Origin of the sequence: Burkholderia sp. NFPP32 (assembly GCF_900119325.1) — a bacterium.
Taxonomy (GTDB): domain Bacteria; phylum Pseudomonadota; class Gammaproteobacteria; order Burkholderiales; family Burkholderiaceae; genus Burkholderia; species Burkholderia pyrrocinia_C.
The window spans coordinates 269,758-290,942 of record NZ_FPJP01000006.1; the positions used below are offsets into that span (position 1 = coordinate 269,758).

Below are 21,185 nucleotides of genomic sequence, written 5' to 3' on the forward strand. Positions count from 1 at the left end.
GCTAGAACGCGGCGATCGCCGCGATTTCAACCGTGTACTCGGGAAACGCGAGCGCCGACTCGACGCATGCGCGCGCCGGCGCGTCGCCCTGCGGCACCCATGCGTCCCAGATCCGGTTCATGTCGGCAAAGCTCCGGTGATCGGCAAGCCAGATGTTCGCGGACACGATCCGGCGCTTGTCGAGCCCCGCGCCGTCGAGCAGCCGGTCGATCTTGTCGAGGATCTGGCGGGTCTGGCCGGCGACGTCGAGTGCGGTGTCGTCGGCAACCTGTCCGGCAATGAACGCGAAGCCGCCCGCAACCACGAGCTGGCTCATCCGTTCGCCTGCGCCATATCGCTTGATCTCCATCGCACCGCCTCCGTTTCCGTGTCGAGTGGGTTGAATTCTAAGCATCCATATTCACAAATGTATACACTTTTTTCAAAAATATTCGACGCCGCGCCAGTCTGGCGCAGATGCCCGACGCTGGTGTTTACCGTCGCTTATTTTGTGCATTTAACGCTTTAAAACAAGGCATTTTCTTACGCACATCGGTGCATTTGACGGACTTCGCCACATCCGTTCAAAAAGTGTTTGCCAACGATTTTTGTTCTGTGATTCTGTCGACACTTCTGTATTTCAAACGCAATTCAACACGCATTCAGGAGAACAAAAATGAAGCTGGGTTGCTGGAGTCTCGGGATCTGCGTCGCGCTCGGCGCGTGGGCGACATTTCCTGCGCGCGCCGACGTCAGCGTCGGCGCCGTGTTGCCGCTGACTGGCGCAAGCGCGTCGATCGGCGAGGACCAGCGGCGCGGGATCGAGCTCGCGGTCGCGAAGATCAACGCGCAAGGCGGCGTGCTCGGGCAGAAGCTGCAGGTGCAGATCGAGGATTCGGGCGGCACGGCGAACACGGCGCTCGACGCCGCGCGCAAGCTGGCGACAGTCGAGCGCGTGCCGCTCGTGCTCGGCGAATTCTCTTCGTCGGTGACGATTCCGGTCGGGCAGTTCCTCGTGCGTCAGGGCGACGTGCACATCAACATCGGTTCGTCGAGCCAGCAGGTCCGCAAGATCGGCGCGGGCTCGTTCAGCGCAATCGGGCTCGACGACCTGTCCGCGCGCTTCGCCGCGCAGGATGTGTACGACCGCAAACTGCGGCGCGTCGCGCTGATCGCGCCGAACAACGGCTACGGCCAGGGCATCGCGGCCGAGTTCAGGAAGCGCTTCGAGGCGCTCGGCGGCACGATCGTGTCGACGGTGCTCTACACCGAGGGCCAGTCGACCTACCGGCGCGAGCTGGAGCAGGCATCGCGCGCGCAGCCCGACGGCTACGTGTACAGCGCGTACGGACAGGAAGCCGCGACGCTGAACCGGCAGGCGTTCGAGATGCGCCTCAACCAGCGGCCGTGGTACGGGATCTACCTGACGATGTGCACGAGCGACACGCCCGCCCAGATCGCGCAGGGGCAAATCGGCCTGGAGGTCGCGGCGCTCGGCACAAGTGCCGACGCGTACGCGGCCGACTATCGAGCCGCCTACCACGAGGCGCCGCGCTCGGCGTTCGGCAGCTACGCGTACGACGCGACGATGCTGTCCGCCGCCGCGATCAATCGCGCCCAATCGGCCGATCCGGCGAAGGTGCGCGCGGCGCTCGCGGCCAGCCGGCCGTATACGGGCGTGACCGGCACGATCGCCTTCGACGCCGACGGCCAGCGCACGGTGCAGCCGTACGAGAAGGTCGTGTACCGGCAATCCGTCGTCGCGCGCTAGCCGCCGGGAGCAACGCGATGCTGCAATTCCTGATCGATGTCCTGATGCGCACGTCCGACCTGCTGCTCGTGTCGGTCGGCCTGTCGACGCTGTATTCGCTGATTCGCTTCCCGAACATCGCGCACGTCCAGTACGCGATGATCGGTGCGTTCGCGACCCTCGGGTTCGAGCGCGCGGGCCTGCCGTTCGCGCTCGCGACCGCCGTGTCGTGCGTTCTGGTCGGCCTTGCCGCGACGCTGCTGAACCTGTTCGTGTTCACGCGGCTGCTGCGCTCGGGCAGCGCGGTCGCGATGATCGGTTCGCTCGCCGTGTCGCTGCTCGCCGTCGCGCTGATGCTCGGTGCCGCCGGCTCGCGGCCGCTGCAGTATGCGCAGGCGGTGCGTCCGCCGCTGATGGTCGGCGGCGTCGCGATGTCGTCCGCGCAGGCGGGCTCGATCGCGTGCGGCGCCGTCGCGCTCGCCGTGTTCGCGCTGCTGCTGTACCGCACCCGCCTCGGCCGCGCGATGCGCGCGCTCGCGTCGAATCGCGCGCTCGCGCTCGCAACGGGCATCGACGCGCAGCGCGTGACCAACGTGATCACGTTCGCAAGCGGCGTGCTCGCGGCGCTCGGCGGAACGATGCTCGGCGCGACCGAAAGCGTGCACGTCAACCTCGGCTACGGGCTGCTGATCCCGGTGTTTTCCGCCGCCATCCTCGGCGGCCTCGGCAATCCGCTCGGCGCGGCGGCCGGCGCGCTCCTGATCGCGTTCGCCGAAACGACCGCGCTCGACGTCGACTTCGGCGGGCTGGTCGGCCGGCCGCTCGCGTTCTTTCCGGTCGAATACGTCGGCGCCGTGTCGTTCGCGATCCTGCTCGCCGTACTCGTGTTCCGGCCATACGGGATCTTCGACAGGGAGGTGCGTCGTGTCTAGTTTCATCGTCCATCTGCTGACCGTCGCGTGCCTGTACGCGACGATGGCACTCGGCCTGAACCTGCAGGCCGGTTACGCGGGGCTCGTCAATTTCGGCTTCGTCGCGTTCGCGGGGCTCGGCGCCTACGCCGCCGGCATCGCGTCGCAGCTCGGCTGGCCGCTGCCGGCCGCGCTCGCGCTCGCGGCCGGCGCGGCGAGCGTGCTGGCCGTCGCGATCGCGCGGCTCGGCCGCCATCTGTCGGCCGACTACTGGGGCATCGCGACGCTCGCGATCGCCGAGATCCTGCGCACGTTCGCGCTGAACGAAGGCTGGCTGACGGGTGGCGCGCAAGGCATCGGCGGCATCGCGCCGCTCTTTCCCGGGCTACGCGCGCCGTGGGCCGACCTGGCGTTCCTCGCCGTCGCGGCCGGCGGCCTCGCCGTCGCATACGCCGCATGCCGGCTGCTGACCACCGGCCGCTTCGGCCGCGCGCTGAAGGTGATGCGCGAAGAGCCCGCGCTCGCCGTCTGCTTCGGCTACGACCCGGTCGCGCTGAAGACCCGGGCGAGCGTCGCGGGGGCGCTGCCCGCGGCGTTCGCGGGCGCGCTCCTCACCTGGTACATCAGCTACGTCGGCCCGGACACGATGGTGGCATCCGAAACCTTCGCGCTGTGGACCATCGTCATGGTCGGCGGGCTCGGCAGCCACGCGGGCGTGCTGGCCGGCGCACTCATCGTGCAAGTGGTCTACGCGGTCGCGCCGTTCCTGAAGGACTGGCTCGGCGTCGACAGCGATCTCGCGGGCGCGGTGCGCCTCGGCCTCGTCGGCCTGATGCTGCTCGCATGCGTACTGTGGCGCCCGCGCGGCCTTGTGCCGGAACGACTGGAGGTTCACCCATGAGCGCCCTGCTCGATCTTGAAGGCGTCACGATACGCTACGGCGACAACACCGTGCTGTCCGGCCTCACGCTGTCCGTCGGCGACGGCGAGATCGTCGGGCTGCTCGGTCCGAACGGCTCGGGCAAGAGCACGGCGCTCAATGCGATCACGGGCTTCGCTCCCGTCGCGGCCGGTGCGATCCGCTTCGCCGGGCGCCGCATCGACACGCTTGCGCCGCACCGGATCGCGCGGCTCGGCATCCGCCGGACGTTCCAGTTGCCGTCGATGCCCGCGCGCATGTCGGTGCTGGAGCTGGCGATGGCCGCGTCGTCGGCCCGTCACGGGCCTGTCGCCGCGTTGCTGCGCAGTCGTGCGACGCGCGCGCTGGAAGCCGAAACCCGCGCACGCGCTACCGCGCTGCTCGAAGAGCTGAAGCTCGCGCACGTCGCGCAGCTCGGCGCCGCGGCAATTTCGGGCGGCCAGAAGAAACTGCTCGGCATCGCGTGCGCGATGATGACCGAGCCGAAGCTGCTGCTGCTCGACGAACCGACCGCGGGCGTCCACCCCAACCTGCGCGGCGAGCTGGTCGCCGAACTGCGCCGCATCTGCGGACAGGGCGTCACGCTCGTCGTGATCGAGCACGACATGCACTTCATCCGCGAGCTGTGCGACCGCTGCATCGTGCTCGATCGCGGCGCCGCGATCGCCGACTGCCGTCCCGCCGAACTCGAGAGCAACCGGCGCGTGCTCGATGCCTACCTGGGCCGCGCGCATGCGCGCCGTCCGCTGGGGGTGTCATGATCGACGTCCGCGATCTGATCGCCGGCTACACACCCGACATCGACATCCTGCACGGGGTATCGCTATCCGTCGGGCCGGTCGACATCGTCACGATCCTCGGCCCGAACGGCTGCGGCAAGTCGACGCTCCTCAAGGCCATCGCCGGCTTCGTGCTGCCGCGCGCCGGCGCGGTCACGATGCACGGCCGCGACATCGCACGCGTGCCGGTATACCGCAAGATCCGCGAGTACGACATCGGCTTCGTTCCGCAGACCGACAACGTGTTCGGCGCGCTGACGGTTCGCGAGAACCTGATGCTCGGCGGCCACGCGATGTCCGCGTTCCCGCGCGAAGCGCGGATCGAGGAGCTGTGCGAGCAATACCCGGTGCTGCGGCGCCGCTACCGGTCGCCCGCGGGCGCACTGTCGGGCGGCGAGCGGCAGATCGTATCGCTCGCACGCGCGCTGATGCCGCGCCCGGTGCTGCTGCTGCTCGACGAGCCGTCGGCCGGCCTGTCGCCGAAGATGGTCGACGAGGTGTTCGACGCGATCGTCAGGATGCGCGACACCGAGCACATCGCAGTGCTGATGGTCGAACAGAACGCGCTCGAGGCGCTGCGCATCGCCGATCGCGGCGTGGTGCTGACGATGGGCCGCGTTGCGCTGACGGGCACGTCGGCCGAACTGCTCGACAGCGACGAGATGCGGCGTCTCTATCTCGGCGGGCGCGCGGCATGAGCACGAACGCCGCCCCCGCTGCCGGCGCGAGCGGCGCGACCGCCACCCAGCCCGCGCGCGTGATGATCGCGCTCGCCTGCGGCTTCGTGATGGCGATGCTCGACGTGACCATCGTGAACGTCGCGCTGAAGGCGATGCAGGCGAGTCTCGACATGTCGCTGACGGCACTCGTCTGGGTGGTCGATGCCTATACGCTCAGCTTCGCCGCGCTGCTGCTGTTCGGCGGCGCGCTCGCGAACCGTTACGGGCCGCGTACGATCTATGTCGCCGGGCTCGCGCTGTTCGTCGCCGCGTCGGTGCTGTGCGCGGCCGCGCAGACGAGCGGCATGCTGGTCGCCGCGCGGCTGCTGCAGGGCGTCGGTGCCGCGCTCTTCATGCCGAGCTCGCTCAGCCTGCTCACGCTGGCGTTTCCGGCCGGGCCGCTGCGCACGCGGATGATCGGCATCTGGGGCGCACTGGTATCGGCGGCGATGGCGATCGGGCCGTGCGTCGGCGGCGTGCTCGTCGACGCGATCGGCTGGCGCGGAATCTTCTGGGTCAACCTGCCCGTCGGTCTCGCCGGACTGTGGCTCACGCGCCGTCACGTCGGGCATTCGCCGCGCCATCCCGGCCCGCTGAACACGTTCGGCCATCTGCTCGGCGTGCTCGCGCTCGCGGCGCTCAGCTATACGCTGATCGAGGGGCCGGGCGCCGGCTGGCGCTCGCCCGCCATCGTCGCCGGCGCGGCCGCGACGCTCGCTGCCGGCACCGCATTCGTGTGGCGCGAACGTCGCGCCCGCCACCGGATCCTGTCGCCCGCGCTGCTGCGCAACCCGCGCTTCGTCGCGGGCGGCCTGCTCGGGCTCGCGATCAATTTCGGCATCCTCGCGGAAATCTTCCTGCTGAGCCTTTACCTGCAGCAGACGCGCGGCGCGAGCGCGCTGCGCGCCGGCTTCGAGCTGTTTCCGCTGATGGCGATGTTCGGCATCGGCAATCTCGCGTCCGCCCGCGTGAGCGCGCGGCTCGGCCCGCGCGGCACGCTGCTCGCGGGCCTCGCGCTCGCCACGCTCGGCAGCACCGCGCTGATCGGCATCGAGGCGATGCCCTACACGGCGCTCGCGATCGCGGTCGGCATCGCGAACTTCGGCGCGGGCCAGGCAATCCCCGCGATGAATCTCGTCGTCATGCAGTCGGCCGGCCCCGCGGACGCGAATCTCGCCGCCGCATCGCTGAACGCGAGCCGGCAGGTCGGCTCGCTGGTCGGCGTCGCGATCGCGTCGGTCGTGCTGCACGCGATCGCCGACCCGGACCGCGCGACCGCCGCCGGTTTCGCGGTGATCGCGGCCGTCTACCTGGCCGGCTTCGCGATCGTGTTCCGGCGCATCGACCCGGGCTGACGCGCACGCGGGCCGCCCTTCTTCATCACAGCGAGGACATCATGCACACAGCGACTGGCCGTAAGGGACTGATTCTGGCGGGCGGATCCGGCACCCGGCTCCATCCGCTCACGCATTCGGTATCGAAGCAGCTGATGCCGGTGTACGACAAGCCGATGATCTACTACCCGCTCAGCACGATCATGCTGGCCGGCATCCGCGACGTCCTGATCATCTCGACGCCGCGCGATCTCGATGCGTTCCGGCAACTGCTCGGCGACGGCGAACAATGGGGCATGAATTTCTCGTACGCGGTGCAGCCGAGCCCGGACGGGCTCGCGCAGGCGTTCGTGATCGGCGCGTCGTTCATCGGGCACGACGCGGCGACGCTCGTGCTCGGCGACAACATCTATCACGGTCCGGCGCTGTCGTCGCTGCTGCAGCGCGTCGCCGCGCGCACGACGGGCGCAACGGTGTTCGGCTATTACGTGCGCGACCCGGAGCGCTACGGCGTCGTATCGTTCGACGAGCACGGGCGGGCGATCGATCTCGAAGAGAAGCCTCGCGAACCGAAATCGCACTACGCGGTGACGGGTCTCTACTTCTACGACAACGACGTCGTCTCGCTCGCGAAGGAGGTGCGCCCGTCCGCGCGCGGCGAGCTGGAGATCACGGACCTGAACCGCGCCTATCTGGAGAACGGCAAGCTGAACGTCGAGATCCTCGGCCGCGGCTACGCGTGGCTCGACACCGGCACGCACGAGTCGCTGCTCGATGCGGCGAATTTCATCCAGGTGATGCAGGCACGCCAGGGGCTGCAGATCGCGTGCCCCGAGGAGATCGCGTACCGGCTCGGCTGGATCGACTCGCAACGGCTCGAAGCGCTCGCGCATGCGCTGTCGAAAAGCGGGTATGGCCGCTACCTGCTCGACGTACTGAACAAGGAGGTCGCCGCATGACGTCCGTCATCGAGACGACGCTGCCGGGTGTGCTGCTGATCGAACCGGCGAGCTTCGGCGACGCGCGCGGCTTTTTCGTCGAAAGCTATCGCGAGTCCTGGCTGCGCGACGCGGGCGTCGACGCGGGCTTCGTGCAGGACAACCACTCGCGCTCCCGGCGCGGCGTGCTGCGCGGCCTGCACTACCAGTTCCGGCATCCGCAGGGCAAGCTCGTGCGTGTGTCGCGCGGCGCCGTGTACGACGTCGCGGTCGACATCCGGCCCGGTTCGCCGCATCTCGGGCACTGGTTCGGCACCGTGCTCGACGACGTGTCGCATCGCCAGCTGTGGATTCCGCCGGGCTTCGCGCACGGCTTCTGCGTGCTGTCCGACGAGGCCGACTTCGCGTACAAGTGCACCGCGTACTACGACCCGTCGTCGGACGCGGGCGTGCTGTGGGACGACCCCGACATCGGCATCGAATGGCCCGCGCTCGACGTGCCGTTCGAGCTGTCCGACAAGGATCGCCGACAGCCGCGCCTGCGCGACCGTGCGCAGGCGTCGCCCGACCTTCACGGAGCCCTGCGATGACGATCGTCGTGACCGGCGCGCTCGGCCAGGTCGGTCGTGAACTCCTGCTGCGCGCGGGTGCGCGAGCGGCGATCGGGCTATCCCGCGCGCAGCTCGACATCGCCGATCCGCGAGCGGTCCGCGATGCGCTCGCCACGCACCGCGCGACGCTCGTGATCAATGCGGCCGCGTGGACGGCCGTCGATCGCGCGGAAACCGAACCCGACGCCGCATGGCACGCCAATTGCGCGGGCCCCGCGACGCTCGCCGATGCGTGCGCCGCGGCCGGCATCCCGTTGCTGCACCTGTCGACCGACTACGTGTTCGACGGCCGCGCGCAAGGCGCGTACGACGAAGCGGCGGGCGTCGCGCCGCTCGGTGTCTACGGGCACACCAAATGGGCAGGCGAGGAAGCGGTCCGCCAGCGGCTGCCGGATGCGCACCTGATCCTCCGGATCGCGTGGGTGTTCGGCGCGCACGGCGGCAATTTCGTGCGCACGATGCTGCGGGTCGGCCGCGAGCGCGACGAACTCGCGGTCGTCGCCGACCAGTACGGCGGCCCGACGCACGCCGGCGCGGTCGCCGACGCGCTGCTTGCGATCGCGGATCGCCACCGCGCGGGTGCCACGACGCGCTGGGGCACCTACCACCTGTGCGGCACGCCCGTCACGACCTGGCACGGCTTCGCCGAGACGATCTTCGGGCAGGCACGGCGCGCCGGCCTCATCGATCGCATCCCGCTCGTGCGCCCGATCCGCACGGCCGCCTATCCGCTGCCGGCGCCGCGGCCGGCGAACTCCGCACTCGACTGCACCCGCATTCGCGAGCATTTCGGCATCGAGGCGCCCTGCTGGATCCCGGCGCTCGCCGACGTGCTCGATACCTGGAAACGAACCTCATGAGCCATCGACCGAAACATGTCCTCGTCACGGGCGGCGCCGGGTTTATCGGCGCCAACTTTGTCCACTACCTGCTCGCGACGGATCCGCAGGTCCGGATCATCAATCTCGACCTGCTCACCTACGCCGGCAGCCTCGACCATCTCGCGGGCTCGGAAGACAGCGGCCGCCACCGGTTCGTGCTCGGCGACATCTGCGACCGGCCGCTCGTCGAGAGCCTGCTGCGCGACCATGCGATCGACACGATCGTCCACTTTGCCGCCGAGAGCCACGTCGACCGCTCGATCACCGGCCCGGGCGAATTCGTCCGCGCGAACGTCGTCGGCACCTGGACCCTCCTCGACGCGGCGCGCACGGTCTGGATGACGGGGCGGGACGCCGACGCGCACGCGCAGCGCCGCTTCCATCACATCGGCACCGACGAGGTGTACGGATCGCTCGCGCCGGACGATCCACCGTTCTCCGAAACCACGCCGTACGCGCCGAATTCGCCGTATTCCGCCAGCAAAGCCGGCTCCGACCATCTCGTGCGCGCGTACTTCCACACGTACGGGCTGCCGGTCACGACGACCAACTGCTCGAACAACTACGGCCCGCGCCAGCACGCCGAGAAGTTCATCCCGACGGTGATCCGCAGCTGCGTCAACGACGTACCCATTCCGCTCTACGGCGACGGCGCAAACGTCCGCGACTGGTTATACGTCGACGATCACTGCCGGGCGATCGATGCCGTGATCCGGCACGGCACGGTCGGCGAGACGTACAACGTCGGAGGATGCAACGAGTGGCGCAACGCCGACATCGTCGACCTGATCTGCTCGCTGCTGGACGTGCGCCGGCCGCAGGGCGCGCCGCACGCGCGCCTCAAGCACTTCGTCGCCGATCGCCCCGGTCACGATCGCCGCTATGCGATCGACGCAGGCAAGCTCGAGCGCGAACTTCGATGGAAGCCGGCGGAAACCTTCGAGACGGGCATCCTGAAGACGCTCGACTGGTATCTGTAGGCATCCTGACGTCACTCGACATTGCCCATCGCGTCCGTCATGCGGATCGGGGCCGTCGCACGGTGTGCGGCATCCGCGAACGGCGCCGGTCTCAGAAGTGATGCAGCAGCGCGACCCGCACGACATACTGGTTCGGGCCCGACGAGATATCGGCGGCGCCCGGAACGTATGCGTAGTCGAAGTCGGTTCCGGTGTGCGCGTTCATCGCGTGCTGGTAGACGCCTTCCACGAACACCGACGTCCGCTTCGACATGTCGTAATTGAACTTCGTGCTCAGTTGATGCCACTTCGGATTGAACGCGCCGACCGTCGAAGCGACACGAGCCTGCGTGTACGTGTATGCAGCACCGATATAGAACGCGGGCGTGAAGTGATAGAGCCCGTTCACCTCGAAGTTGTCGAATTTCCACGATTTCCACGCACCGCCCGCCGGCTGCGTCGTACCGGTGAAATACGCGTTCGACGTCGGATCGTAGACGTCGACGTGCGAATACGTGAACCCGACGAGGGCATTCGAGAACGCGTAATTCACGCCGATACCGATGTTCTGCTGTGACGACGCGTCGAACGTGTTGTCGCCGGTAATCGCGCCGGTCGAATCGGCATTGCGGGCGTTGTTGATCTTCAAATATGACGCGCCGACCGTTAGCCCGCCCTGCTGATATTGCAGCGCGGCGCCATACAGACGGTTGTTCGCGAAGCCGCCCGCCTGGTTGCTGAGTCCATACATTGCCTCCGCGGTAATCCCGTGCCACACGGGCGACACGTACTTGACCGAGTTGTTCACGCGGAACGAGTAGTCCGTGTTGTCGTTGTCGTACGGATGCGAGAACAGATAGCCGGTCCAGTTGCCGTTAGCGGTGAGCGGCGAGAAAACGTCGACGCTCGGATCGTACTGACGGCCGAACGTCACGGTGCCGTAACGATCCGACGCGATACCGACGAAGGCCTGGCGGCCGAACTCCCGGCCACCCTGGCTCATTTTTCCGTTGTTGACGTCGAAGCCGCTCTCGAGGGTGAAAATCGCCTGGTAGCCTCCGCCGAGGTCCTCGGTGCCCTTGATACCCCAGCGACTACCGTAATCGTAGCCGCTCTGCAGTTGCACGGTTCCGTGGCCGCGTGCATTGCTCGTGTAGTTGATGCCGTCCTCGATCTTGCCATACAGTGTCACGCTGCTTTGTGCATGCGCGGCGGCAGCAAGCATGGCGGCGGGCGCGATGATCCCCCAACGCTTGTTCATGACGATTTCCCCCCAAAGTCTTTCGTTTGCCGGTCGCAACGCTTGTGCGCTGCGTATGCGTGCCGCGTCGAGATCTCTCGGCGATGCAACGGGCGCAGTGTAATGAGCCGTTTTTCTGCTGTTAGTCCCCTGCCGTGGAAAGGTGCTCTTCGGAACGGGGGCTGTTTGGAGGTACGGAAAACGGATAGCAGTTTCCCGACGCCGCGCGACACAAGTGGATCGAGGAACCAGGTGGCATGAACGTGTTCTTCGTTCCGGACGACGGCTCGCTGCGCGCGCCGCCGCTGTCGGGCGCGATCCTGCCGGGCGTCACGCGCGCGTCGATTATCGAACTGGCGACGCGTGAAGGTATCGCCGTCGACGAGTTGCCTTACGCATTCGAGCTATTTGCCCAAATAATTTTGCGTGGGTAAGCTGCCTGACGGCGCGCCGCCAGGAGACATCGGCACGTACCAGGAACCCGCGGCGCGATCGACCTGGGAGGATTCGATCCGCCGTCCCGATGTGGCTGCAGACATCATGAAGCACGAATCAGGCGCCGTATCCGGCGCCATCCCGACACACGACACAAGCGCAACGCCGCACTCCGTGCTCGAAGACATCTACGGGATGATGGTCGGCATGGCCTTTGTGGTTATCGGGCTCGTCCTGCTCAAGGCGGCCGGACTGGTCACCGGCGGGATCGCCGGCATTGCGCTGCTCGTCTCGTACCTCTGTCCATTATCGGTGGGGACGATCTTCACGCTGGTCAACCTGCCATTCTTCATCTTCGCGCACTTCGTGATGGGGCCACGTTTCGCAATCAAATCGACGATCGCGAGCTGCGGCATCACGTTCGCCCTCGCGGCGATGCCCCGGACCCTGAAAATTGCCTTCGTGAACCCGCTGTTCGCGGCATTGGTGGGCGGCACGCTGTGCGGCATGGGCATTCTTGCGCTCGCGCGGCACGGCGCGGGCGTCGGCGGCACCGGTGTCGTCACGTTGTGGCTGCAGCGCGTGCGAGGCATCAACGCCGGTATTACGCAAGTGTGTATCGACGCGATGATCCTGCTGACGTCCACGCTGGTCATTCAGGCCGATCGCGTCGGCTGGTCGGCGATCAGCGCCGTCGCCATGAGCGCGATGGTCGTCGCATGGCATCGCCCGGGCCGCTATACCGGTACCGCGCCCTGAGCGCCCGGTCGACATACCGGCACATCTCGTCCAGCCGGTATTGGCAGCCTCATGCCGACGGAAGCACGGGACAGCCGTTGAACATATCGAACGCAAGTCTCCGGTGCACGGCAAGACATGAAGTCCGGTCCGGCCCGCACCGCTCCACTTGACCGTCGACATTTCCGGCGTCGATCCCGTGCGCCTCGCCTGCCCGCTCACGACACCATCAACCATCGAATCAATATTCATCGCCGATTATTCAAATTCCAACACCAATCAATAAATAAAAACAGCCTCACCGAAAATTTACGAAAACAGAGTTAATTCAAAAAATTATCGAATCAAGAAGCCGATAAATTAATTCGATTGGAATCCATCGAATCCAATCAATAGCCTGTGTTCCGCGCCGCAGCATTTTGATTCCAAATCGATGAGGCAAAGGAGGTGCGAAATATTATTTTTAAAACTAATTCTCACGAGTTTTTTCTTGACCAGGCCATCGCGGACTTCTCGACATTCGAGAATCAGCGATCCGGAAAAACAGGCATTTAGTTCCGGGCATGGCCATGCGGCACCAAACCGCGTTACTCCACTCATTACTATCCTAGGAAAAAACATGAACAAGATTGCGACCGTGCTTTTCTCAGCCCTGATGTTCGCCTCCTCGTACGCTTCCGCACAGGCACTTTGCAAGGCCGGCAAGATCGACAAGATCGAAACCGACACGACCGGCAACCTGCTGGTAACCATTGGCGACGGCGCCTATTCATTCAGTGCCAAGGAAGTTTATCCGTTGATTTACTCAGCATACTCGGAAAACAGGAACATGTTTATCTACGGCAATAATTGCGCGAATGGTTCTCCGGCCACCCGCTTTGCCATTCGATAAACTTTAAATAATCCGGAAATTTCTGACATTCGGCGCCGGGGGCTGGATTTACATTTTTCAATCCAGCCCCGTTGTCTATTGCAGTTCCAAAAATGGTGAGGCATGACACACTCATACCCGCAACGCGGCGCTTCTTTCGATTGATAAGTTCGGCGGCAGGATGTGGCCGACGCCCGTCGGCTCAAGGACCTGGAATCGAAGAACGGACTCGGCGAGGACTATCGCAATGCAGGATGCGGCAGGCGATCCGGCAGCCGTTTCCAACGGCGCTGCCGGACGCCTGCCGACACCGTTACGCCTGCACGAACGCCAGCAGGTCGGCGTTGAGCACGTCCGCATTGACCGTCAGCATGCCGTGCGAATAACCCGGATACGTTTTGAGCGTGCCGTTCTGCAGCAGCTTGATCGACTTCAGCGCGGCATCGGCGATCGGCACGATCTGGTCGTCTTCGCCATGCAGCACGAGCGTCGGGACGGTGATCGACTTCAGGTCCCCGGTCTGATCCGTTTCCGAAAACGCCTTGATGCCTTCGTAGTGCGCCTTCGCGCTGCCTTCCATCCCCTGCCGCCACCAGTTCCGGATCACGCCCTGATGCACCGTCGCGCCGGCCCGGTTGAAACCGTAGAACGGGCCGCTCGGCACGTCGAGGAAGAACTGCGCGCGATTGTCGGCGAGCGCTTTCCGGAAACCGTCGAACACGTCGATCGGCAGGCCTTCGGGGTTCGATTCTGTTTTCAGCATCAGCGGCGGCACCGCGCTGACCAGCACCGCCTTCGCGACGCGACCGGCCGGCTGGCCGTGCTTCGCAACGTAGCGGGCCACTTCGCCGCCGCCGGTCGAATGACCGATATGCACCGCCTTGCGCAGGTCGAGCGCCTCGACGACCGCGAACGCGTCCGCTGCGTAGTGATCCATGTCATGGCCGTCCGACACTTGCGCCGACCGGCCGTGGCCGCGCCGGTCGTGCGCAACCACGCGATAGCCCTTCTGAACGAAGAAGAGCATCTGCGCATCCCAGTCGTCGGAAGACAGCGGCCAGCCATGATGGAAGACGATGGGCTGTGCATCCTTCGGGCCCCAATCCTTGTAGAAGATCTCGACGTTATCCTTCGTAGTGACGTATGGCATCGCGATTGACTCCTGTGAGGTGGATGAACTCGGCGTACCGGCCGGCAGCCATTATCTGCCTTTATTGTGAAACCGTGATGCCACGGTGCGCCGCGACTGCCGATCATCTACTGACGGGAGATAAACGCCTGGGATGCGAGCGATGCCGGTGCGCCGATCGTCAACCGTCCGTCGACACCGTCACGGCCTCCCACGCACGGATTTCCGCTTCCAGCGCCGACAATTTGGTTCGCACCAGCCGCAGCGCATCGCTGCCGAGCAACAGGTGCGCGGGCGGATGTTCCGCCGCGATGACTGCGAGCATCGCCCGCGCGGCCTTCGCGGGATCGCCCAGCTGCTTGCCGCTCTTCTCCTCGCGCGCCTTGCGGATCGGATCGAAGATTGCGTCGTAGTCGGCGATCGAGCGCGGCGTGCGCGCCATCGAGCGGCCGGCCCAGTCGGTGCGGAACGAACCGGGCGCCACGGCCGTCACCGCAATGCCGAAAGGCTCGAGCTCCTTGCCGACGGTTTCGGAAATGCCTTCCAGCGCGAATTTGCTGCTGCAGTAGTAAGCGATTCCCGGCATCGTGATGTGGCCGCCCATCGACGTGATGTTCAGGATGCGGCCGCGCCGGCGCGCGCGCATGAACGGCACGACGGCCTTCATCATCGCGACCGCGCCGAATACGTTCACGTCGAACTGCCGGCGCATCTCGGCGAGCGGCGCTTCTTCCATGATGCCTTCGTGCCCGTAGCCGGCGTTGTTCACCAGCACGTCGACGGGCCCGGCGTTCGCTTCGATTTCCGCGACGATGCCGTCGATGCGGTCGAAATCGGTCACGTCGAGCACGCGCGCGAAAGCCGACTGCGCGGACAGCGCCTCGAATTCCCGCGCCGCCGGCGCGCTTCTCACGGTACCGACCACCGTGTAGCCGGCCGCGAGCGCCTCCTGTGCGAGCGCGCGGCCGAAGCCGCTGCTGACGCCGGTGATGAGCATGATGTTGCCGGATGCCATGTTCGCTTCTCCCGAATGTCGATTGAAGCATGCATACTAGTCTGACGATCAACGTCGAATAAGCCCGATTCCGCTGATTTTCTTGCACAAAACTATGAGCGCCGAGCCCTCCTCCGCCCGACATTCGTCACTGTCGTCATCACCGCGAAACCGCAAACGCCTGGTCGCGCTACTGCGCGCGCTGGCGCCCGACGAAGGCTACAACCTGACGGCGCTGCCGAGCGTGCGCATCCTGCGCTCGAACCGCGCGCTATCGCGCACGCCGGTGCTGTACGACCCGGGAATCGTGATCGTCTGCCAGGGCTGCAAGCGCGGCTACTTCGGCGGCGAACGCTATCTGTACGACGAACATCACTACCTCGCCGTGTCCGTACCCGTCCCGTTCAGCATGGAAACCGACGCGACGCCCGAACGCCCTCTTCTCGCGCTGTATCTGCACCTCGATTTCACGATGGCCGCCGAACTCGCGGCGCAGATCGACCGCGAAGGCGTGGCGGAACACGTGCAGGCGCCCAGAAGCATGATGTCTACGCCGATGGATGCAGCGATGCACGCGTCGGTGCTGCGCTTCGTCGAGGCGATGCAGCAGCCGCTCGAAGCCGCGGTGCTCGGCCCGGCGCTGCTTCGCGAGCTGTATTTCCGTGTGCTGACCGGCGCGCAGGGAAGCGCGATGCGCAGCGCACTCGCGATGCGCGGGCAGTTCGGCCGGATCGGCCGATCGCTGCGCGTGATCCATGCCGATTACGCGCAACCGCTCGACGTATCGCAACTGGCCGACGAGGCCGGCATGAGCGTGCCGAGCTTTCACAGCCACTTCAAGGCGATCACGCAGCTGTCGCCGATGCAGTACCTGAAGTCGACACGCCTGCATCAGGCGCGGCTGCTGATGGTGCGACAGGACCTGACGGCCGAGGCGGCCGGCTACGCGGTCGGTTATACGAGCCCGTCGCAGTTCAGCCGGGAATTCAAGCGTCTGTTCGGCCTGACACCGGCCAAGGAAACGCAGCGCATGCGCGAGAGCTTCGCGATTCCGGAGGCGTTCGAGGATGCGGTGTTCGTGTCGTCGCATTGAGAGGCGCGTGGCCGGATAGCGGCCCGGAGCAGATCAAGCGCCATCACGAACATCCGCGGATCGGACCGGCGTCAGTTCACGAGCGCTTCCGTCTTCTGGAGCCCTCCAAGAAACCGCTTCAACTCCACCGTCCCCGGTCGCGCGAAGATCTCCTCCGGCGTCCCGCTCTCCCAGACCCTGCCCTGATGCATGAACACCACCTTGTCGCTCACCGCGCGCGCGAAGTTCATCTCGTGCGTGACCATGATCAACGTCATGTCGTCGCGCGCGAGTTGCTCGACGACACCCAGCACCTCGCCGACAAGTTCCGGATCGAGCGCCGACGTGATTTCGTCGCACAGCAGCACGCTCGGCTTCATCGCGAGCGCGCGCGCAATCGCGACGCGCTGCTGCTGACCGCCCGACAGCTGTTCCGGAAACGCGTCGAATTTGTCGCCGAGGCCGACACGCTCGAGCATCAGCTCCGCGATCGCGCGCGCCTGCTGGCGATGCGACTTCTTCACGACCGACTGCGCGAGCATCACGTTTTGCCCGGCGCTCAGATGCGGAAACAGGTTGTATTGCTGGAACACCATCCCGACCTTGAGCCGCAGTGCACGCAAGTCCGCGTGTCGCGCGTCGACGCGTTCGCCGTCGATCGCGATCGTGCCCGCGTCGATGCTTTCGAGCCCGTTGAGCGTGCGCAGCAGCGTGCTCTTGCCCGAGCCGCTGCGGCCGATGATCGACACGACTTGCCCGCGTTCGACGGAGAAATCGATGCCCTTGAGCACATGATGGGTGCCGAAATTCTTTTCGAGACCACGGGTTTCAACGAGCGGCATTCCATCTCCTTTGCAACGTGCGCGCGTAACGGGTAAGCGGATAACAGAGTGCGAAATAGATGAGCGCGACGAGCCCGTACACGACGAACGGACGGAACGTCGCGTTCGAGATCGCGACGCCGACCTTGGTCAGCTCGGTGAAGCCGATGATCGACACCAGTGCCGTGTCCTTCACGGCCTGCACGCCGAACCCGACCGTCGGCGCGATCGCGATGCGCGCGGCCTGCGGCAGGATCACATGACGCAACTGCTCGACGTAGCTCATCGCGAGGCTTGCCGATGCCTCCCACTGCCCTTTCGGCACCGCCTCGACGCAGCCGCGCCAGATTTCCGCGAGATACGCGCTCGTGAAGAACGTGAGGCCGGCCGTGGCCGCAACCCACGGCGACACATCGAGACCGATGAGCGGCAGGCCGAAGAACACGACGAACAGCTGCATCAGCAACGGGGTTCCCTGGAACACCTCGATATACAGCTTCGCGCAACTGCGCAGCACGCGCGAGTTCGACACGCGCATCACAAGCAACCCGAGGCCGACGAGACCACCGGACAGAAACGACACGATCGACAGCACGACCGTCCAGCGTGCGGCGAGCAGCAGGTTTGCCAGAATCTGCCCGAACGTGAAATCGATCATCGCGCACCTCGCACACGGCGGGAGAACAGGCGGCGCCCCATCGAGCCAAGCGCGGCGCGCAGCAGCAGCGCCATCGCCAGATACGCGAGCGCGATCACGAAATACGTTTCGAACGAGCGGAAATTGCGCGACTGGATGTAGCTCGCCGCATAGGTGAGATCGGCCACCGAAATCTGCGACACGACGGCCGAGCCGAGCATCGTGATGACGATCTGGCTCGCGAGCGCCGGAAACACCTTCGCGAGCGCCTGCGGCAACACGACGTGACGCAGCATCTGCGCGCGCGACATCGCAAGCGCGGCGGCCGCCTCGAGATGCCCCTTCGGCACGGCGGCGACGCCCGCGCGCACGATCTCGACCGAGTACGCGCCGAGATTCAGCGTCATCGCGAGAATCGCGGCCGTGTATTCGTCGATATGCACGCCGAGCGCGGGCAATCCGAAGAAGATAAAGAATAGCTGGACGACGAACGGCGTATTGCGAATCGCCTCGACGTACGCGCCGACCAACGGGCGCAGCCGCACGGCCGCGCGCGCATCGGCGCTGTACGCGGCCGCGCCGAGCACGCCGATCGAAACGCCGAGCACGGTCGCGACGGCGGTCAGCGCGAACGTCGTCGCCGCGCCGCTCGCGAACATGCCGGCGTATTCGGCGAGCTCGCCGAATCGAAGCTGATAGCTCATGACAGATGGGAAGGTTCGGGTTCAGACGACGATCGCCGCGCCGTCGCAGGCACGGCGGCGATCGCTCACAGGCCGGCAGGCAACGGCTGGCCGAGCCACTTCTTCGACATCGCGCTCAGCGTGCCGTCCTGTTTCGCATGTGCGATCGCGTCGTCGATCTTCGCGAGCAGGCGTGCTTCGTTCTTGTTCACGCCGACGAAGCACGGCGAATTCTTGATCACGAACTTGACCTCGGGCCGGCGCGGCGGATTCTTCGCGAGAATCGCTGCCGCGACGATGTTGCCGGCCGCGATCAGCTGCACCTGCCCGGACAGGAACGCCTGGATCGTCGCGTTGTTGTCCTCGAAGCGCTTGATCGTCGCGTTCGGTGCGAGCTGCGACAGCGCGATCTCCTCGAGCGCGCCGCGCGTAGCGCCGACCGTCTTGCCATTCAAGTCGGCGGGTGTGCTCACTTTCACGTCGGCCGGCCCGAACACGCCCTGGAAATACGGTGCGTAGGCGGTCGAGAAGTCGACGACCTTCTCGCGCTCCGGCGTCTTGCCGAGCGACGAGATCACCATGTCGACCTTGTTGGTCGTCAGATACGGAATCCGGTTCGCGCTGTTCACGGGCACCAGCTTCAGCTTCACGCCGAGCGATTTCGCAAGCAGTTCGGCCATGTCGATGTCGTAGCCCTGCGGCTGCATGTCCGTACCAACCGAGCCGAACGGCGGATAGTCCTCCGGCACCGCGACGCGCAGCGCGCCGCTTTTCGCAATGGTGTCGAGCGCGTCGGCGCGCGCGGGCGCGGCGGCAAACAGCGCCATTACGGGCGCGGCAATCAGCGCAGCCAGCCATGCGCGTCGGGGGAACGGTCGGGTGATCGAATTCACGGTGAGTCTTCCTTGTCTCGTCTGTCGTCGGGCAGCGCGCAACCGTTGCGCGGCCATGCCCACTTCAGCAAAAACCGGGCCACCCCCGCTTAACGCTTCAATTGCCGGCAATAGCCTCCACATATGCCGAAACACATTCCTCATTTCGGTGCATGATTCGATGCCGAATGCCGCGGTTGCCCGTTCGCGGCGCGCGCCCATGCACCAAACCATCCGACCAGTCTGACCAGACGAATCGGCCGGCGGTCGCGGAAGGACACGCCGGCTCCCATCGGTCGATCCGGAATGCGCGAAACATCGAAATCGGAGAGTCAGACGAAAGTCCAGCGCGTTCGGCATCCGCGGGCTTCGGCGGCCCCGGCTCGCCAGTCACCTTCGTTGTCCGGTAACGCACGGCGGAATCGCGGCAGACCGTCGGTCCGATTACGCTTCAGGCAGGTCCCGTTTCGAATCGCCGCCTTTCGATAGTCCTGCCAACCACCGAACGATCCGAGACACATTCCGCTTTTGCTCAGCGCAAGCATGCAGGGGCAACACATCGTTTTCGCCGATCGGCGACTCGAGCGCGGCGGACCGACTCGCGACGAGTTCGGACTGGAATGCGTGCCCGGCCCTGCCCGACACGCGCGCCAATACAGCCGCCGATTCAACGCTCACCTGGATGGGTCGCGGCTTCGCCTGCCCGCCGCGCGCGGCTCTGCGTTAGTATGCGGGGTGTCGTTCGGGGTCGAACGCAAACCCGCCATCGACGCGTGACATCGACAGCGAAGCCTTGCTGCAAGCCTCCATGCCCAGGAAAAAGACCAGCGTCTGGCTCAGCGGTCTCCGTCTGCTCTCCAGCCTGACGGTCTCGCGGCCGAAGAAGAGGAAAACCGTCGCGCGCAAGCCGTCGACGGTCAAGACCGCTCGCCCGGTCGCCGCGAAGCGCGTCGGCAAACCGCGCACGGGTCGCCCTCCATCGATGCGGACGGCCGGTCGGTGGATACGCTCGTTTCACTCCGCGCCGCCATTGGCCGGTCGGCTCGTCAACCATCTCACGTACGCGTTGTATCTGCCGGCTACCGCGGCGTCGCCGACGGGGCTGCCCCTCGTCGTCATGCTGCATGGTTGCCGGCAGACCGTGGAGTCGTTCGCCGCCGGCACGCGCATTTGCAGGCTCGCCGATCGGGCCGGTTTTGCGGTGCTGCTTCCCGAGCAGGCGAAGACCACGCACCCTCACCGATGCTGGCATTGGCACGAGAACCTGACGCACTCCGAGGCGCCTGCCGTCGCATCGCTCGTCGCGGCGACCGTCCGGGAACACGGCTTCAACCATCAGCGCGTCTATCTCGCGGGCATCTCGGCGGGAGCCGGTCTCGCTGCGGTTCTAGGGATTCACTACCCCGCGCTCTTTGCCGCCGTCGGTCTACATTCGGGCCCGGTGTTCGGTGTCACCAGTTCCGCCATGACCGCCATGCGCGTCATGCGTAACGGCAGTCGTGAAGATCCGCTGCGCCTGATCGAGGCGTCGGTCGACGTATCCAGCTATCCGGGCATGCCTGCCATCATCGTCCACGGTGAGCTCGATGTCGTTGTCGCGAAGCGCAACGCCGCACAGCTCGGCATCGAATTTGCACGGCTCAACCGGCTGGTCGATGCGCAAGGCGAGCTACGCGTCGGCGAACAGCGAACGTACACTCGCGATGCGGTCGACTACGTGGACTTTCTGAAGACCGGCCGGCTCGTCGTGAGGATCTGCATCGTTCGAGGCCTCGGTCACGCATGGAGCGGTGGCGACCCTCGCGAAGCGTTTCATTCAGACAAGGGCCCTGACGCGACGGCGATGCTGTGGGATTTTTTTCGCCGGCAGCGGCGCGGCGCGGCATGAAGCGTCCGCCGTATCATGGGATAAG

At 65.8% G+C, this 21,185-nt stretch carries 22 protein-coding genes and 1 pseudogene; 15 read left to right on the forward strand and 8 right to left on the reverse strand.

What is annotated here, in order from left to right:
- Position 1: 1 nt before the first annotated feature.
- Positions 2 to 349 (reverse strand): RidA family protein, encoded by a 348-nt coding sequence (locus tag BT264_RS15150; RefSeq protein ID WP_034184553.1) that lies wholly within the window; start codon positions 347 to 349, stop codon positions 2 to 4.
- 306 nt (positions 350 to 655) lie between these two features.
- Here BT264_RS15150 and BT264_RS15155 point away from each other — a divergent pair, with 306 nt between their 5' ends.
- The 10 genes from BT264_RS15155 to rfbB are packed head-to-tail and all read left to right on the forward strand — an operon-like array spanning position 656 to position 9,801.
- On the forward strand, positions 656 to 1,750 hold the full coding sequence (locus tag BT264_RS15155; protein ID WP_072437764.1) for an ABC transporter substrate-binding protein: 1,095 nt from the start codon (positions 656 to 658) through the stop codon (positions 1,748 to 1,750).
- Between the two features lie 17 nt (positions 1,751 to 1,767).
- The gene (locus tag BT264_RS15160) at positions 1,768 to 2,661 is read left to right on the forward strand and encodes a branched-chain amino acid ABC transporter permease (protein WP_072437763.1); all 894 of its coding nucleotides are present in this window, start codon (positions 1,768 to 1,770) and stop codon (positions 2,659 to 2,661) included.
- Positions 2,654 to 3,541: a branched-chain amino acid ABC transporter permease gene (locus BT264_RS15165; RefSeq protein ID WP_072437762.1), complete on the forward strand. Its 888-nt coding sequence runs from the start codon at positions 2,654 to 2,656 to the stop codon at positions 3,539 to 3,541. The genes BT264_RS15160 and BT264_RS15165 overlap by 8 nt, the downstream gene beginning before the upstream one ends.
- Positions 3,538 to 4,320: an ABC transporter ATP-binding protein gene (locus BT264_RS15170; protein ID WP_072437761.1), complete on the forward strand. Its 783-nt coding sequence runs from the start codon at positions 3,538 to 3,540 to the stop codon at positions 4,318 to 4,320. Before BT264_RS15165 ends, BT264_RS15170 begins: the two co-directional genes overlap by 4 nt.
- Positions 4,317 to 5,036 (forward strand): ABC transporter ATP-binding protein, encoded by a 720-nt coding sequence (locus BT264_RS15175; RefSeq protein WP_072437760.1) that lies wholly within the window; start codon positions 4,317 to 4,319, stop codon positions 5,034 to 5,036. The genes BT264_RS15170 and BT264_RS15175 overlap by 4 nt, the downstream gene beginning before the upstream one ends.
- A complete protein-coding gene (locus BT264_RS15180) occupies positions 5,033 to 6,412 on the forward strand; it encodes an MFS transporter (RefSeq protein WP_072437759.1) in 1,380 nt (459 codons plus the stop codon). Before BT264_RS15175 ends, BT264_RS15180 begins: the two co-directional genes overlap by 4 nt.
- 41 nt (positions 6,413 to 6,453) lie before the next feature.
- Entirely contained in the window at positions 6,454 to 7,350 is an 897-nt protein-coding gene (gene rfbA / locus BT264_RS15185; RefSeq protein ID WP_072437758.1) for a glucose-1-phosphate thymidylyltransferase RfbA, read from the forward strand.
- The gene (rfbC, locus tag BT264_RS15190) at positions 7,347 to 7,919 is read left to right on the forward strand and encodes a dTDP-4-dehydrorhamnose 3,5-epimerase (RefSeq protein ID WP_072437757.1); all 573 of its coding nucleotides are present in this window, start codon (positions 7,347 to 7,349) and stop codon (positions 7,917 to 7,919) included. The genes rfbA and rfbC overlap by 4 nt, the downstream gene beginning before the upstream one ends.
- Positions 7,916 to 8,800, forward strand: a complete 885-nt coding sequence (rfbD, locus tag BT264_RS15195) for a dTDP-4-dehydrorhamnose reductase (RefSeq protein WP_072437756.1) — start codon at positions 7,916 to 7,918, stop codon at positions 8,798 to 8,800. Before rfbC ends, rfbD begins: the two co-directional genes overlap by 4 nt.
- Positions 8,797 to 9,801 (forward strand): dTDP-glucose 4,6-dehydratase, encoded by a 1,005-nt coding sequence (gene rfbB, locus BT264_RS15200; protein WP_072437755.1) that lies wholly within the window; start codon positions 8,797 to 8,799, stop codon positions 9,799 to 9,801. Before rfbD ends, rfbB begins: the two co-directional genes overlap by 4 nt.
- Positions 9,802 to 9,892: 91 nt before the next feature.
- Here the strand turns inward: rfbB and BT264_RS15205 are convergent, their stop codons facing one another.
- Complete coding sequence (locus tag BT264_RS15205) at positions 9,893 to 11,041, reverse strand: porin (protein WP_072437754.1); 1,149 nt, start codon at positions 11,039 to 11,041, stop codon at positions 9,893 to 9,895.
- 191 nt (positions 11,042 to 11,232) lie between these two features.
- Between BT264_RS15205 and BT264_RS15210 the strand changes: the two are divergent.
- From BT264_RS15210 to BT264_RS15220, 3 genes and pseudogenes are all read left to right on the forward strand, one after another.
- A pseudogene (locus BT264_RS15210) lies at positions 11,233 to 11,424 on the forward strand (aminotransferase class IV); the annotation flags it as partial.
- Positions 11,425 to 11,446: 22 nt separating this feature from the next.
- Positions 11,447 to 12,214, forward strand: a complete 768-nt coding sequence (locus tag BT264_RS15215) for a YitT family protein (RefSeq protein ID WP_256260634.1) — start codon at positions 11,447 to 11,449, stop codon at positions 12,212 to 12,214.
- 598 nt (positions 12,215 to 12,812) lie between these two features.
- Positions 12,813 to 13,085, forward strand: coding sequence for a hypothetical protein (locus BT264_RS15220; protein WP_072437753.1), 273 nt, complete (start codon positions 12,813 to 12,815; stop codon positions 13,083 to 13,085).
- Between the two features lie 292 nt (positions 13,086 to 13,377).
- Here BT264_RS15220 and BT264_RS15225 read toward each other — a convergent pair whose 3' ends face one another.
- Complete coding sequence (locus tag BT264_RS15225; protein WP_072437752.1) at positions 13,378 to 14,214, reverse strand: alpha/beta fold hydrolase; 837 nt, start codon at positions 14,212 to 14,214, stop codon at positions 13,378 to 13,380.
- Positions 14,215 to 14,374: 160 nt separating this feature from the next.
- Positions 14,375 to 15,208 carry an oxidoreductase gene (locus tag BT264_RS15230; RefSeq protein WP_072437751.1) on the reverse strand — a complete coding sequence of 278 codons (834 nt, stop codon included), beginning with the start codon at positions 15,206 to 15,208 and terminating at the stop codon, positions 14,375 to 14,377.
- Between the two features lie 94 nt (positions 15,209 to 15,302).
- Between BT264_RS15230 and BT264_RS15235 the strand changes: the two genes are divergently transcribed.
- Positions 15,303 to 16,280, forward strand: coding sequence for an AraC family transcriptional regulator (locus tag BT264_RS15235; RefSeq protein WP_072437750.1), 978 nt, complete (start codon positions 15,303 to 15,305; stop codon positions 16,278 to 16,280).
- 71 nt (positions 16,281 to 16,351) lie between these two features.
- Here BT264_RS15235 and BT264_RS15240 read toward each other — a convergent pair whose 3' ends face one another.
- From BT264_RS15240 to BT264_RS15255, 4 genes are all read right to left on the reverse strand, one after another.
- A complete protein-coding gene (locus tag BT264_RS15240) occupies positions 16,352 to 17,101 on the reverse strand; it encodes an amino acid ABC transporter ATP-binding protein (RefSeq protein WP_072437749.1) in 750 nt (249 codons plus the stop codon).
- On the reverse strand, positions 17,088 to 17,738 hold the full coding sequence (locus BT264_RS15245) for an amino acid ABC transporter permease (protein WP_072437748.1): 651 nt from the start codon (positions 17,736 to 17,738) through the stop codon (positions 17,088 to 17,090). The genes BT264_RS15240 and BT264_RS15245 overlap by 14 nt, the downstream gene beginning before the upstream one ends.
- Entirely contained in the window at positions 17,735 to 18,421 is a 687-nt protein-coding gene (locus BT264_RS15250) for an amino acid ABC transporter permease (protein WP_034184580.1), read from the reverse strand. The genes BT264_RS15245 and BT264_RS15250 overlap by 4 nt, the downstream gene beginning before the upstream one ends.
- 65 nt (positions 18,422 to 18,486) lie before the next feature.
- Positions 18,487 to 19,293, reverse strand: a complete 807-nt coding sequence (locus tag BT264_RS15255; RefSeq protein WP_034184581.1) for a transporter substrate-binding domain-containing protein — start codon at positions 19,291 to 19,293, stop codon at positions 18,487 to 18,489.
- Between the two features lie 787 nt (positions 19,294 to 20,080).
- Here BT264_RS15255 and BT264_RS15260 point away from each other — a divergent pair.
- Positions 20,081 to 21,160 (forward strand): extracellular catalytic domain type 1 short-chain-length polyhydroxyalkanoate depolymerase, encoded by a 1,080-nt coding sequence (locus tag BT264_RS15260; protein ID WP_072437747.1) that lies wholly within the window; start codon positions 20,081 to 20,083, stop codon positions 21,158 to 21,160.
- Positions 21,161 to 21,185: the final 25 nt, after the last annotated feature.

Coding starts and splice junctions, on each gene's coding strand:
- rfbC (WP_072437757.1), top strand. CDS start 7,347: ATGACGTCCGTCATCGAGACGACGCTGCCGGGTGTGCTGCTGATCGAA.
- BT264_RS15225 (WP_072437752.1), bottom strand. CDS start 14,214: ATGCCATACGTCACTACGAAGGATAACGTCGAGATCTTCTACAAGGAT.
- rfbD (WP_072437756.1), top strand. CDS start 7,916: ATGACGATCGTCGTGACCGGCGCGCTCGGCCAGGTCGGTCGTGAACTC.
- BT264_RS15235 (WP_072437750.1), top strand. CDS start 15,303: ATGAGCGCCGAGCCCTCCTCCGCCCGACATTCGTCACTGTCGTCATCA.
- rfbA (WP_072437758.1), top strand. CDS start 6,454: ATGCACACAGCGACTGGCCGTAAGGGACTGATTCTGGCGGGCGGATCC.
- BT264_RS15155 (WP_072437764.1), top strand. CDS start 656: ATGAAGCTGGGTTGCTGGAGTCTCGGGATCTGCGTCGCGCTCGGCGCG.
- BT264_RS15240 (WP_072437749.1), bottom strand. CDS start 17,101: ATGCCGCTCGTTGAAACCCGTGGTCTCGAAAAGAATTTCGGCACCCAT.
- BT264_RS15230 (WP_072437751.1), bottom strand. CDS start 15,208: ATGGCATCCGGCAACATCATGCTCATCACCGGCGTCAGCAGCGGCTTC.
- BT264_RS15160 (WP_072437763.1), top strand. CDS start 1,768: ATGCTGCAATTCCTGATCGATGTCCTGATGCGCACGTCCGACCTGCTG.
- BT264_RS15175 (WP_072437760.1), top strand. CDS start 4,317: ATGATCGACGTCCGCGATCTGATCGCCGGCTACACACCCGACATCGAC.
- rfbB (WP_072437755.1), top strand. CDS start 8,797: ATGAGCCATCGACCGAAACATGTCCTCGTCACGGGCGGCGCCGGGTTT.
- BT264_RS15180 (WP_072437759.1), top strand. CDS start 5,033: ATGAGCACGAACGCCGCCCCCGCTGCCGGCGCGAGCGGCGCGACCGCC.
- BT264_RS15260 (WP_072437747.1), top strand. CDS start 20,081: ATGCCCAGGAAAAAGACCAGCGTCTGGCTCAGCGGTCTCCGTCTGCTC.
- BT264_RS15250 (WP_034184580.1), bottom strand. CDS start 18,421: ATGAGCTATCAGCTTCGATTCGGCGAGCTCGCCGAATACGCCGGCATG.
- BT264_RS15245 (WP_072437748.1), bottom strand. CDS start 17,738: ATGATCGATTTCACGTTCGGGCAGATTCTGGCAAACCTGCTGCTCGCC.
- BT264_RS15205 (WP_072437754.1), bottom strand. CDS start 11,041: ATGAACAAGCGTTGGGGGATCATCGCGCCCGCCGCCATGCTTGCTGCC.
- BT264_RS15220 (WP_072437753.1), top strand. CDS start 12,813: ATGAACAAGATTGCGACCGTGCTTTTCTCAGCCCTGATGTTCGCCTCC.
- BT264_RS15150 (WP_034184553.1), bottom strand. CDS start 349: ATGGAGATCAAGCGATATGGCGCAGGCGAACGGATGAGCCAGCTCGTG.
- BT264_RS15170 (WP_072437761.1), top strand. CDS start 3,538: ATGAGCGCCCTGCTCGATCTTGAAGGCGTCACGATACGCTACGGCGAC.